Here is a 12,036-nt window from a genome sequence, read left to right as displayed (position 1 = left end):
CGGCGCCGCGGCCGCCCGGCCCGCGCCGAGGCCGCCGAAGGGCCCGGCGCCCGCGAGCGGATCCTCGCCGCGGCCCGTACGGAATTCGCCGAGCGCGGCTACGACAAGACCTCGGTACGCGGTATCGCCAAGGCGGCCGGGGTGGACGCGGCCCTGGTGCACCACTACTTCGGCACCAAGGAGCAGGTCTTCGCGGCGGCCATCGAGCTGTCCTTCGCGCCCGCGCTGACCATGCCGGACGCGATCGCGGGCGGCGGCGAGGCCGGGGCGGGCGAGCGGATGGCCCGCTTCATGTTCGGCGTCTGGGAGAACCCGGTCAGCCGCCAGCCGCTACTGGCGATCATGCGCTCGGCGCTGACCAACGAGACCGCGGCGGCCGTACTGCGCGGCCTGGTCGAGCGCCGCCTGCTCCAGCGGGTGGCGGGCGAACTGCACGTACCCGACCCGGAGTTCCGGGCCCAGCTGGCCGCGAGCCATCTGATCGGGATCGCCATGCTCCGTTACGTCATCAAGATGGAGCCGATGGCGTCCGCGGATCTGGAGGAGATCGTCGCGATGGTGGCGCCGACGCTTCAGCGGTATCTGACCCAGGCCTGAAACCCCGGGACGTGGGCGGGCCGGACTCTCCCACCGGCTGGACTCTCCCACCGGCCGGACCCTCCCACTGACTGGACTCTCCCACGGGCTGGACTCTCCCCCTGACGGAGACACCATGCTGGCCCCGTGAACGACGAACGCCTCCTGTCCATCGGCCAGTTCGCCCGTCTGGCGCGGCTCAGCGTCAAACAACTGCGCCACTACGCCGACCTCGGCCTGCTGCCGCCCGCCCGGGTGGACCCCGGCACCGGATACCGCTCCTACCGCGCGGACCAGGCGCGGGACGCCTTGTCCATCGGCCTGCTGCGCTCGCTGGATGTGCCGCTGGCCGCCATCGGGGAGGTGCTCCGCGGGCGGGACGCCGCCCGTGTCCTGGCCGAGGTACGCGACCGGCTCGACGACGAGCTGGCCCGGCGCCGCCAGACCCTGGCCGCACTGGAGCAGGTGCTGGCACAGGGGCTGCCCACCGCCGAGGTCACCCTCCGGCACGAGGAACCCCAGCGGGTGGCCGTGCTCCGGGACACGGCGCATTCGCCGCAGGACATCGGCCGGGTCACCGGGGGGTGCGTGGCCGGGCTGCTGCCCCTGCTGGAGCACGACCGGGCCGTCCGGCTGACCGGGCTGTTCCCCGTCGAACTGGACGGGCACATCCCCGTCACCATCGCCGCCGCGCTGCCCGACGGACGTCCCGTACCGGCGGGGGCCACCGGGGATCTGCTGCCCGGTGGTCTGTTCGCCTGCGCGACCCATACCGGCCCCTATGGCCACATCGCGTTGACCGCCCATGCCCTGCTGGCCTGGTGCGCCGAGCGCGGCCACCGCCTCACCGGGCCCTTCCGGGAGCTCTATCTCAACGATCCCGCCACCACGCCACCCGACCGGCTGCTCACCGAGCTGCTGATCCCCTTGGAGGAGACACCGTGAACGAGACCGTGAACGAGACCGCTAACGACACCGTCAACGACGCCGCGCACCCCTGGTACACCGCCGCCGACGAGCCCGAACTGGCGGAATTCGGTCCGGTCCGCGGCCTGGGCGTGACCGGGCAGGGCGCACCGGACGGCGGCGAGTACGGCGTCTGCGCCCAGGCCCTGTATGTCGTCGAGGGCGCGCTGCCGGTGCCCCATGCGGCGCCGCTGGAAGGGCGCTGGTGGGTCGAGGACCCGCGTCCGCCGCTGGACGTGCCGCGCGCGCAGTGGCACTGGCACTTGTTCCTGCGCCTGCCCGACGACCTGGACCCGGCCCTGGCCGACCGGGCACGCGAGGCCGCCCGGCCGTCGGGCGCCGCGGTCGACCGGGTGCAGCTGGTCACCTTCACCGAGGGCCGGTGCGTACAGATGACCCACCACGGCGCCTACGCCGACGAGCCCGCCTCTCTGGCGCGCATGGACGCGTACATGACGGAGCTGAGCCTGGTGCGCGCCGGTCTGCACCATGAGATCTACCTCTCCGACGTGCGCGAGAGCGATCCGGCGAAGATGCGCACCATCCTGCGGCAGCCTGTCCGCCCCACGTGACGGCCGCGATTCCCGGTACCGACGCTGTCCGGTACCGCCGCTGCCGGTGCTGTCCGTACTCCGGTCAGCCATCTCACATTCCGGCGTCAGTGTCCGGATCTTGGATCAAGAGCGTAATCTCGGCTTCAGCTGCTCTATGACGCCACCCGGTACGTGGCAGGTTCACCTACCGTGGCCGGCGGTCGTACGTACGTACCCCGAGGGAGTGACCATCGTGCCCGATCTGAGGTCTCGCACCGTTACCCATGGCCGCAACATGGCGGGCGCCCGCGCCCTTATGCGGGCCTCGGGTGTAGCGAGCGAGGACATCGGCAAGCCGATCATCGCGGTGGCCAACTCCTTCACCGAGTTCGTGCCCGGGCACACCCACCTCGCCCCGGTCGGCCGGATCGTCTCCGACGCCATCCGGGACGCCGGCGCCGTCCCGCGTGAGTTCAACACCATCGCCGTCGACGACGGCATCGCCATGGGCCACGGCGGCATGCTGTACTCGCTCCCCTCCCGCGACCTGATCGCGGACTCGGTCGAGTACATGGTCGAGGCGCACTGCGCCGACGCGCTGATCTGCATCTCCAACTGCGACAAGATCACCCCGGGCATGCTGATGGCCGCGATGCGGCTGAACATCCCGGTGGTCTTCGTCTCCGGCGGCCCGATGGAGGCCGGCCAGGCCACCCTCGTGGACGGCACGGTCCGCAAGCTGGACCTGATCAACGCCATCGTCGACTCCGTCAACGACAACGTCTCCGACGAGGACGTCCTCCGCATCGAGGAGAACGCCTGTCCCACCTGCGGTTCCTGTTCCGGCATGTTCACCGCCAACTCGATGAACTGCCTCACCGAGGCCATCGGCCTGTCCCTGCCGGGCAACGGCTCGGTGCTCGCCACCCACACCGCCCGCCGCGCGCTGTACGAGAACGCCGGCCGTACGGTCGTGGAGATCACCAAGCGCTACTACGAGGACGGCGACGAGTCCGTCCTGCCGCGCAACATCGCCACCCACGCCGCCTTCGAGAACGCCATGGCGCTCGACATCGCGATGGGCGGCTCCACCAACACCATCCTGCATCTGCTCGCCGCCGCCCAGGAGGCCGAGCTCGACTACGGCCTCCCGGACATGGACGCTGTCTCGCGCCGGGTCCCCTGCCTGGCCAAGGTCGCCCCGAACGTGGCCCCCGGCGGCACGTACTACATGGAGGACGTGCACCGCGCCGGCGGAATCCCCGCCATCCTCGGTGAGCTCTACCGTGGCGGACTGCTCAACGAGGACGTGCACTCCGTCCACTCCACCTCGCTCGCGGAGCACCTCAAGACCTGGGACGTGCGCGGCGGTTCACCGTCCGCCGAGGCCGTCGAGCTGTGGCACGCGGCCCCCGGCTGCAAGCGCTCGGCCACCGCCTTCTCGCAGTCCGAGCGCTGGGAGTCGCTCGACGTGGACGCCGAGGGCGGCTGTATCCGCTCCGTCGAGCACGCCTACTCCAAGGACGGCGGCCTCGCGGTCCTCAAGGGCAACATCGCCGAGGACGGCTGCGTCGTGAAGACCGCGGGCGTCGACGAGTCCATCTGGACCTTCGAGGGCCCGGCCGTGGTCTGCGAATCCCAGGAAGAGGCCGTCGACAAGATCCTCACCAAGCAGGTCAAGGAAGGCGACGTCGTCGTCATCCGCTACGAGGGCCCCAAGGGCGGCCCCGGCATGCAGGAGATGCTCTACCCGACGTCCTTCCTCAAGGGCCGCGGCCTGGGCAAGGCCTGCGCACTGGTCACCGACGGCCGCTTCTCCGGCGGCACGTCCGGCCTCTCCATCGGCCACGCCTCACCCGAGGCGGCGTCCGGCGGCACCATCGCCCTCGTCGAGGACGGCGACCGGATCCGCATCGACATCCCCAACCGCTCCATCGAACTCCTCGTGAACGACGAGGAGTTGGCCGCCCGCCGCGAGGCCCTCGGCGGCGTCTACGCGCCCAAGCAGCGCGAGCGCAAGGTCTCGCAGGCCCTGCGCGCGTACGCGGCGATGGCAACCAGCGCGGACAAGGGCGCGGTGCGCGATGTGAGCCTGCTGGGCTGAGCGGCTCGGTACGGCAGCGGTGCGGCGTCCCCAGGGGCGCCGCACCGCTGCGTTTCCGGCCTGCCCGCCGCCTCCCCGAGAGCGATCAACTCAGCAGGCCGGTCTTTGAGTTACCGGAGAATCCGTGCGGCGCCAGGCTGCCTGCGCGCGATCTGAAGGTGGCTCAGGTAGTGCCGTCCGGGGTCGTTTCGGTTCTGGTGTAGAGGACCTCGCGGCCCTGCTCCGCGGCGCGGATGAGCCCTTCGCTGACGAAGTCGAGGAAGCGGGCGGAATTTTCGAGGCGGGTGGCGGCCGGGGTGCCGTGGCCGAGGATGCCGACGCCCTGCCGTGCGGTCTCGATGAACTGGTCGTTGGCCCGGGCGCTGCGGATCATCGACTGGTACCAGAGGTCGTCGTCGACGACGTAGCGCTCGCGGCGGCGCTCGTCGCGTTCCCGGCGGACGAGGTCCAGGCCCTCGAGGAACGTGATCGCTTTGGAGATGGACGCCGGGCTGACCTGGAGGCGCTGGGCGAGTTCGGAGGCGGTGAGGCTGCCGGTGTCGGTGACGTAGAGGCAGCCCAGCACCCGGGCCATCATCTTGGGCAGGCCTGAGGTCATGAAGACGGTGGTGAGGGCCTCCTGGTAGTCGCGCACGGCCTCGGCGTCGCGTCCGTAGGGTTGCGGGAGCGCCTGCGACCCCTGGGGCGCGGCCTGCTTGCGGCGGTGGGTGCGCTGCTGGGTGGCGCGGTGGGCCAGGTCGGCGCGGTAGCCGGTGGGGCCGCCGTTCCGCGTCACCTCCCGCGTGATCGTGGAGGTCGGACGGTCGAGACCGCGGGCGATCTCGGCGTAGGCCAGGCCGTCGGCCAGCCCCATCGCGATCTGCTGACGCTCCTGCTGGGTGAGCCTGCCTCCCGGCATGACGACCCCCTTCATGCCCCACGGGTGCTCCATGGCGCTGCTCGGTGTTCCTCGACGCCTCCACCATAGCGTTCATCTTCAGTGCATTGCAACGGCCGGCTACTCCAGCGTTGCGTTAAGCGAGAGGGCGTTGCAACGATTATTGCGCCTTGACCTGCATAAATGCTGCTTTCGAGCAAAGATCTCGTTGCGTAGAAATGGAAAGCAACGTAGCTTTTCCATCGTTCGGAAACCAGCAGCCGCAAGGCGCAAAGGAGAGCACGATGCAGAAGTTCGACACCCCCGCCCCGATCTCCGCCGTCCTGGGCATCCCCGCGGGACGCGTCCAGTTCATCGCCGCGGACCGGGCCGACACCACGGTCGAGGTCCTGCCCGCGAACGCCTCGAAGGGCCGCGACGTGAAGGCGGCGGAGGAGACCACGGTCGAATACGCCGACGGAATCCTGCGGATCGAGCATGCGGCGAAGAACCAGTACTTCGGCCCCTCCGGATCCATCGAGGTGACGGTCAAGCTGCCCGCCGGTTCCCAGGTCGAGGCCAAGGCGGCCAGCGCCGAACTCCGGACCGTCGGCCGCCTCGGCGACGTCGCTTTCGAAGGCGCGTACAGCCGGATCAAGCTGGACGAGGCCGCGAGCGTCCGTCTCACCGCGGTCGACGGCGACGTCGAGGTCGGCCGGCTGGGCGGGGCCGCGGAGATCAGCACCGCACGGGGCGACATCCGGATCGCCGAGGCCATGGGCGGCACGGTCGTGCTCAGCACCCAGTCCGGCGACATCACGGTCGGCGCCGCCGCCGGCGTGTCGGCCGCCCTGGACGCCGGCACCGGCCACGGCCGCATCAGCAACGCCCTCAAGAACGACGGCGCCGCCGATCTCGACATCCGCGCCACCACCTCCCACGGCGACATCACCGCCCGCAGCCTCTGACCGGCTCCCTTCGTCTGACCGGCTCCCTTCGTCTGACCTGGTCCCTCCAAAGGAGCACCCCTCAACACCAACCCGGCCATCGGGCCAACCACTCACCCACGCAACCCACAAGGAGCACCCAGCCATGTCCCTCAACCTCACTGGCCAGCACAGCAGCTTCTCCGAAACTGGGCTGCGCAGAATCCGCGACGTGCTGGCACGGCATGTGGAGTCCGGCAAGATTCCCGGACTCGTCGCCCTGGTCAGCCGGGGCGGTGAGACGCACGTCGAGGCGGTCGGGACGATGCGCCATGACGGTGGCGCGCCGATGCGCCGGGACACGATCTTCCGGATGGCCTCGACGTCCAAGCCGGTCACGATGGCGGCGGCGATGGTCCTGCTGGACGAGTGCCGACTGCGCCTGGACGACCCGGTACAGGAGTGGCTGCCCGAGCTCGCCGACCGCCAGGTGCTCAAGCGGGTCGACGGCCCGCTGGACGACACCGTGCCGGCGCACCGGCCGATCACCGTACGGGACGTGCTGACCTCCACGTTCGGGCTCGGCATGGATATGACGGTGATGGGCACTCCGATCATGGGCGCGATCTTCGAGCAGGGGCTCACGCCCAATCTGCCGGAGCCGATGCCCGAGCCGGATGAATGGATGCGCCGCCTTGGCGCGCTTCCGCTGATGCACCAGCCCGGAGAGCGCTGGCAGTACCACATCAGCAACGATCTACTCGGCGTGCTTGTCGCGAGGGTCACGGGCCAGTCGTTCGAGACGTTCCTGCGCGAACGCATCTTCGACCCCCTGGGCATGAAGGACACCGGTTTCCACGTGCCCGCCGACAAGATCGACCGGCTGCCGGCCCTCTACGCCCCCGACCCGCAGACCGGTGAGTTCACCGTGTGGGACGAGGCCGAGGGGGGACGGTGGAGCACGCCTCCGGCGTTTCCGGGTGGCGGCGGCGGGCTGGTCTCCACCGCCGACGACTACCACGCCTACTTCCGGATGCTGCTCAATGGCGGGATGCACGAGGGCGAACGGATCCTGTCCCGGCCCGCCGTCGAGCTGATGACCACCCATCGCCTCACACCTGAGCAGAACGCCGCCCGCACCACCATGGCCCGTGACAACGTCCATGTGTCCTTCGGCCAAGGGCAGCACGGCGGCTGGGGCTTCGGGATGGCGGTGCGCACCTGCCGCGGCGACTACGCGCCCATCGGCCAGTTCGGCTGGGACGGCGGAAGCGGCACCTCGACCTACGCCGACCCGGACAACCAGCTCACCGGAATCCTGCTCACCCAGGTCGGGGCGTCCGTCCCGGATCCGGTGCGGCTTATGCACGACTTCTGGACCACGCTCTACCAGGCCATCGACGACTGACACCGAGCCCACGCCCCCGTGCGCCGGCCCTTGACCCACGACACCCGACAGCCAGGCCCCTGACGCCGAACCGTCGACGTGCCCACAAGGTTCGGCCGGGCCCCGTTCGCCAAGGCCGGATCAGCAGGACCGCACCCTCCATCCGCTCAATCACATCCCATCACCACAGATCCAAAGGAGCACAGTCATGTCCATCGCCCTTACCGACCAGGACCGCCCGGAGCTGCAGAAGGCCATCGAGGAGATGGTCGAGTCCGGCTTCACCGGGGTGACGATGCGCGTGCACGACGAGCGGGGCGAGTGGGTCGGCAGCGCCGGGGTGGCCAAGCTGGGCGAGACCGCGAAGCCGCCGACGAACGGGCACGTCCGGATAGGCAGCAACACCAAGACCTTCACCGCGACCGTGGTGCTGCAACTGGTGGCCGAGGGCACGATCGGGCTGGACGCCCCGGTGGCCGACTACCTGCCCGAGTTCGAGCCGGACCGGAAGATCACGGTGCGGATGCTGCTCCAGCACACCAGCGGGGTGTTCAACTTCACCGGCGAGTACTACGACGACGGGACGTTCGCGCCGGGGATCCCCGCCACGACCGCGGGCCAGGAGTGGGTGGACAACCGGTTCAAGACCTACCGGCCGGAAGAGCTGGTACGCCTGGCGTTGGCCAAACCGGCGCGGTTCGAGCCGGGGACGGACTGGAGCTACTCCAACACCAACTACGTGCTGGCCAGGCTGCTGATCGAGAAGGTCACCGGCCGCTCGCTCGCCGAGGAGATGCAGCGGCTGATCCTGGAGCCGCTCGGGCTGTCGGACACCGTGGTGCCGGAGACCAGTCCGGAGATCCCCGAGCCGCACACCCACGCCTACTACCGCTACGAGGACGCCGGCCGGCAGAAGACCGTCGACGTCACCCGCCAGAACCCCTCCTGGATCTCCACCGGTGGAGACATGATCTCGACCACCCAGGACCTCCACACGTTCATCTCCGCACTGATGGGCGGCAAGCTTCTGCCGGCCCCGCTGCTGGCCGAGATGTGCACGCCGCATCCCAAGGTCGGCTACGGCCTGGGGGTGTTCGTGCAGGACGCGGGCGAAAACGGCGGCACCGTCATCACCCACAACGGCGGCATGGCGGGCCACGCGGCACTGATGTACAGCACGCCCGACGGCAGCAAGACCCTGACCGCCGCGCTGAACTATGTCGACGACGCCGCAATGTCCCTGGCCGAGGCGTTCCAGAAGGCGACGCAAAGGCTCGTCAAGGAGGTGTTCGGCGGCGGGCAGGCCGGGTCGGCCGACGCAGCCGAACCGGCTCAGTAGCCAGGATCGAGCGGCGCGGACCCGCACGGGCCAAGCCGGCTCGCTCACCCCCTCACAGCCTTTGGCTGAGGCCCCCGTCGCGGACGACGGGGGCCTGCTTCTCGGGGCGCGGGGCGTCAGACGCCGCGCAGTTGCCCGCCCTGTACGGCGCTGACGAAGGCCGACCAGGCCGAGGCTCCGAAGAGGAGGGCCGGGCCATGGGGGTCCTTGCTGTCGCGTACGGGGACGAGGGCGGGGAAGTCGTCGGAGACCTCGATGCACTGGCCGCCGTCGGAGTTGCTGTAGCTGGACTTGCGCNTCGGAGACCTCGATGCACTGGCCGCCGTCGGAGTTGCTGTAGCTGGACTTGCGCCAGGTGACGGTGCTCAGGTCGATGGTTCGCACGGCACTTCCTCCAACATCTGCCCGATGAACTTCCGCGACTCGGCCGGGGACAACGCGAGGTCACGAACAGCATCGTACGCGCGTTGCAGACGCTCAACCGGGCCTGTTTCCTCAACCAGTTCGCCGTGCAGGGCGCTCTCGGTGTAGGCCACGGTGCGCCCGTCCAGCAGGCGCAGAAACATCACGTCCGTACTTGCCAAGGCATGCAACCCGGGCCCGTGAGACAGCACCTGAAGCGTCATGTTCGGCCACTCGGCGGCCTCGGCCAGGTGTTCCAGCTGCTCTCGCCACGCCTGTGCATCGAGCATCGGCCTACGGAGTACCACCTCGGACAGGATGGTGCGGAACTGCGGCGGATCGTCATTCGCCAACAACTTGCGTCGCCCTATGCGCGCTTCGACGTGCCGTGTCAGCTCCGCACCCTTCATGCCGCCCGCCGCAAGCACTTCGCGTGCGTACCCCTCCGTCTGGAGCAGGCCAGGCAGGACGCCCACGGCGTAGTGCCAGAGGCTCACCGATTCGGATTCCAGCACCATGTAGCGCCGGTACTGCTCACGGAACTGGCTGGGGTCGGCAAGTGCCAACTCCCAAAGCGTCAGCAGCAGCCCAGGCGTCCCGTAATGCTGGTCCAGCGCCTGCACCACCTCCGGGCTGCCCAGTGTCTGCCCGCTCTCCATCTTGCCGAACAGGGACCAGTCCCAGCCCAGCACCTCGCCCAGCTGCCGCAGGCTGTCGCCCTTCTGCGAGCGCAGTAATCGCAGCTCTTCCACGAATCGTTGGCGCGGCTCCTGACTCCGTCCGGTGACCGCTCGTCTCGGCGGCATGGCGCCCTCCTCCGTGGAAGGTGTGGAACTAACGGTGCGGGGCGGCGAAGTACGGCCCGCAAGCGGCGTTCGCGCCCGTTTCCGGGTCCATTCTCGTAATGGCCGGAACACACACGGTAGTTGCGCTCCGGTCCTCCAGACAGGGAAACGGCAGATCGGAGCGGCACCCATGACGACGGACGAACGACCGACGGCGGCCGACACGAGGGCAGAGGTCGAAGCAGCCTGCGACGAGCTGGCCGCGGCGCTCAAGCGGATGGGCATCGTGCTGCCGTCGCTGTGTGTGGACCCGGTGTCGTACAGCTACGCACAGCCGCGCCCCCTGGTCGAGTTGGGGCGCTGCAACCTTGAGACGACGCACCGGCTCATCGCGGCGCTCAACAGGGCGGCCCGGTGATTGCGCCGCTCATGCGGCTCCTCGCGCTGCTCTTCCCCGCATACGGGAAGCACCGCGCCGCCGCCACGCCGCAACCGTCCCCCGCCCCGGGCCCCCGTCCCCCTCGCACTCCGCTGCCGCGGCACAAGAGCCGCTACGCCCACGACGCAGCCGAGCACCGGCCGTTCGTGGACACGCCGAACTCCGTACGCCCCTACGTGCTCAGCCGGTCCCGTACGCGCCCGGACAACCCGCGGTACCGGGCGACGGCAGCACCCCGTTGGGTCCGCTCGGGGGTGGCCTGAGTTGCCCGCCCGACAGCCCACGTACATCTCCCCGGCGTGTCACATCGGGGAGCACGCGAAGTGCGACAAGGGCACCATCGAGACCACGACGGTCCCTGGAGTGCGGCGCGAAGGCTGCGCCTGCCCCTGCCACGAGGGCGGCGGGTCCGGCCGTCACCAGCCTGCCGGGTCTTCGGTCGCCGCGGCGAAGACCGTCCCGTTCGGGGCGGCCGCATAGATCCGGCCCCGGGGGCCGTCCGCCCGCGGAGCCGGCAGCATCTGCAGAAAGCCGTTGCGCCGGCCGGCCGCCAGCTGCGGTGGGGTCTGCCCGAGCAGCCCGCCGGACCGGGTGTCGACCGCGATCAGCCGCCCGTCCGCCGCGCTGAAATACAGCCGGTCGCCGCTCACCACTGGAGCCGAGCCCCGGCTGACCGATGTCTCGGTGCTCCACTTCCGCTCGCCGACGGCCTGTAGTGCACCGCCCTCGGCCAGCAGATACACCGTCTCACCGCCCACCACCGCGGCCGCCTGGTTCAACGGCGCGGCCAGCGGCAGCCGCCGGCTGTGCCCGGTGGCCGGGTCGTAGCGGACGACGGCGGTGGTGCGGTACGACAACTCCGGGTCGCCGGCGGTCAGATAGAGCGCCCCGGACGCCCCCGTCCCGGCCACGGTGAGTACCCCGGGCAGCCGCCGGGACCAGCGGACCGAGCCATCGGCCGGATCGATGGCGGTGACCTGGGTGCCCGTCCCGTCGGCGGTGCCCTCGGCTGCATAGGCGGTACCCGCGTCGCCGAACGTGGCGAAGGCCGGGAGCGTATGGCCCGGGAAGCGCTTGTGCCACCGCTGCCGGTGGCTCGCGCTGTCCAGCGCGGTGACCGTGCCGTTCCCGGCCGTCAGCAGTACGCGGTCCCCGACGACCCGGGCCCCGCCCTCGTACCCGGAGACGTCCTTGCTCCAACGGGTGGCGCCCTTGCCGTCGGCCGACGGGTCGAGCGCCATCAGCCGCTTGCCGTCGGCGGAGAAGACGTACAGCTGCCCGCCCGACAGCACCGGCGCGGTCGGCGACGAGGCGTCCTTGCCGGCGGAAGCGCCCGTACGCCGCCACGCCACATGGCCGCTGTCCGGATCGAGCCGGGCGGCAAGGACGCCGGGCTGACCGCAGAAGACGGCGCCGGAGCCGGAGGTGCAGTACGGCATCTCCGCGGCGTAACCCTTGGGACGCTGGAGGAGCGTGGTGCGCCAGGGGTGGAAGTCGGCCTGACCGGCGCGCGACGGATGCGTCTGCAGCGCAGGGTCCTGACCGTCCTCCCCGCCGGACAGCGCCCGGACGCCGGCGAACGTCCCGGCTCCGGCCACCACCAGGGCGAGCGCGGCCCAGAGTGGCCAGCGGCGGGAGCGCGGGCGGGCGGGGCGAGCGGGCCCGGCGGGGCTCTCGACGGGCGCGGGCGCCCGCACATGCGTCGTCTCGGCCCGCGACGGCG

At 70.4% G+C, this 12,036-nt stretch carries 13 protein-coding genes and 1 pseudogene; 9 read left to right on the top strand and 5 right to left on the bottom strand.

The window, feature by feature from the left end; translation table 11 throughout:
- The 4 genes from DY245_RS21575 to ilvD all read left to right on the top strand — a co-directional run.
- Positions 1-597 (top strand): TetR/AcrR family transcriptional regulator (locus DY245_RS21575; RefSeq protein WP_147318358.1); only part of this gene is annotated, 597 nt, incomplete at its 5' end.
- A 126-nt stretch (positions 598-723) separates the two neighbouring features.
- On the top strand, positions 724-1,521 hold the full coding sequence (locus DY245_RS21570; protein WP_128508886.1) for a MerR family transcriptional regulator: 798 nt from the start codon (positions 724-726) through the stop codon (positions 1,519-1,521).
- On the top strand, positions 1,518-2,114 hold the full coding sequence (locus DY245_RS21565) for a GyrI-like domain-containing protein (RefSeq protein WP_128508885.1): 597 nt from the start codon (positions 1,518-1,520) through the stop codon (positions 2,112-2,114). Before DY245_RS21570 ends, DY245_RS21565 begins: the two co-directional genes overlap by 4 nt.
- Positions 2,115-2,328: 214 nt before the next feature.
- Positions 2,329-4,179: a dihydroxy-acid dehydratase gene (ilvD, locus tag DY245_RS21560; protein ID WP_128508887.1), complete on the top strand. Its 1,851-nt coding sequence runs from the start codon at positions 2,329-2,331 to the stop codon at positions 4,177-4,179.
- Between the two features lie 163 nt (positions 4,180-4,342).
- Here ilvD and DY245_RS21555 read toward each other — a convergent pair whose 3' ends face one another.
- Complete coding sequence (locus tag DY245_RS21555; RefSeq protein WP_128508884.1) at positions 4,343-5,077, bottom strand: GbsR/MarR family transcriptional regulator; 735 nt, start codon at positions 5,075-5,077, stop codon at positions 4,343-4,345.
- Between the two features lie 263 nt (positions 5,078-5,340).
- On the opposite strand from DY245_RS21555, the gene DY245_RS21550 reads away from it, so the two are divergent.
- The 3 genes from DY245_RS21550 to DY245_RS21540 all read left to right on the top strand — a co-directional run bounded on the left by DY245_RS21550 (position 5,341) and on the right by DY245_RS21540 (position 8,687).
- Complete coding sequence (locus tag DY245_RS21550) at positions 5,341-6,003, top strand: DUF4097 family beta strand repeat-containing protein (RefSeq protein WP_128508883.1); 663 nt, start codon at positions 5,341-5,343, stop codon at positions 6,001-6,003.
- A 124-nt stretch (positions 6,004-6,127) separates the two neighbouring features.
- Positions 6,128-7,369 carry a serine hydrolase domain-containing protein gene (locus DY245_RS21545; RefSeq protein ID WP_128508882.1) on the top strand — a complete coding sequence of 414 codons (1,242 nt, stop codon included), beginning with the start codon at positions 6,128-6,130 and terminating at the stop codon, positions 7,367-7,369.
- 187 nt (positions 7,370-7,556) lie between these two features.
- Complete coding sequence (locus DY245_RS21540; protein WP_128508881.1) at positions 7,557-8,687, top strand: serine hydrolase domain-containing protein; 1,131 nt, start codon at positions 7,557-7,559, stop codon at positions 8,685-8,687.
- 116 nt (positions 8,688-8,803) lie between these two features.
- Here the strand turns inward: DY245_RS21540 and DY245_RS21535 are convergent.
- From DY245_RS21535 to DY245_RS21530, 3 genes and pseudogenes are all read right to left on the bottom strand, one after another.
- Positions 8,804-8,984 (bottom strand): annotated as a pseudogene (locus DY245_RS21535) (DUF397 domain-containing protein); the annotation flags it as partial.
- Between the two features lies 1 nt (position 8,985).
- Positions 8,986-9,071 (bottom strand): DUF397 domain-containing protein (locus tag DY245_RS44530; protein ID WP_181923800.1); only part of this gene is annotated, 86 nt, incomplete at its 3' end.
- Complete coding sequence (locus DY245_RS21530) at positions 9,053-9,895, bottom strand: helix-turn-helix domain-containing protein (RefSeq protein ID WP_128508880.1); 843 nt, start codon at positions 9,893-9,895, stop codon at positions 9,053-9,055. The genes DY245_RS44530 and DY245_RS21530, both read right to left, overlap by 19 nt.
- Positions 9,896-10,064: 169 nt before the next feature.
- Here DY245_RS21530 and DY245_RS21525 point away from each other — a divergent pair, with 169 nt between their 5' ends.
- Together DY245_RS21525 and DY245_RS21520 are read left to right on the top strand one after the other, a co-directional pair.
- Complete coding sequence (locus DY245_RS21525; protein WP_128508879.1) at positions 10,065-10,292, top strand: hypothetical protein; 228 nt, start codon at positions 10,065-10,067, stop codon at positions 10,290-10,292.
- Positions 10,289-10,576, top strand: a complete 288-nt coding sequence (locus DY245_RS21520; RefSeq protein WP_128508878.1) for a hypothetical protein — start codon at positions 10,289-10,291, stop codon at positions 10,574-10,576. Before DY245_RS21525 ends, DY245_RS21520 begins: the two co-directional genes overlap by 4 nt.
- A gap of 153 nt (positions 10,577-10,729) precedes the next feature.
- On the opposite strand, the gene DY245_RS21515 is transcribed toward DY245_RS21520, so the two are convergent.
- A partial coding sequence (locus DY245_RS21515) for an outer membrane protein assembly factor BamB family protein (RefSeq protein WP_147318357.1) occupies positions 10,730-12,036 on the bottom strand: 1,307 nt, incomplete at its 5' end.

Origin of the sequence: Streptomyces inhibens (genome assembly GCF_003389455.1) — a bacterium.
Taxonomy (GTDB): domain Bacteria; phylum Actinomycetota; class Actinomycetes; order Streptomycetales; family Streptomycetaceae; genus Streptomyces; species Streptomyces inhibens.
This window is presented reverse-complemented; position numbering and strand designations above follow the sequence as displayed.

Excerpts from the sequence above, each read along its gene's own strand:
- DY245_RS21555 (WP_128508884.1), bottom strand. The coding sequence starts at position 5,077 with ATGCCGGGAGGCAGGCTCACCCAGCAGGAGCGTCAGCAGATCGCGATG.
- DY245_RS21550 (WP_128508883.1), top strand. The coding sequence starts at position 5,341 with ATGCAGAAGTTCGACACCCCCGCCCCGATCTCCGCCGTCCTGGGCATC.
- DY245_RS21545 (WP_128508882.1), top strand. The coding sequence starts at position 6,128 with ATGTCCCTCAACCTCACTGGCCAGCACAGCAGCTTCTCCGAAACTGGG.
- DY245_RS21540 (WP_128508881.1), top strand. The coding sequence starts at position 7,557 with ATGTCCATCGCCCTTACCGACCAGGACCGCCCGGAGCTGCAGAAGGCC.
- DY245_RS21530 (WP_128508880.1), bottom strand. The coding sequence starts at position 9,895 with ATGCCGCCGAGACGAGCGGTCACCGGACGGAGTCAGGAGCCGCGCCAA.
- DY245_RS21525 (WP_128508879.1), top strand. The coding sequence starts at position 10,065 with ATGACGACGGACGAACGACCGACGGCGGCCGACACGAGGGCAGAGGTC.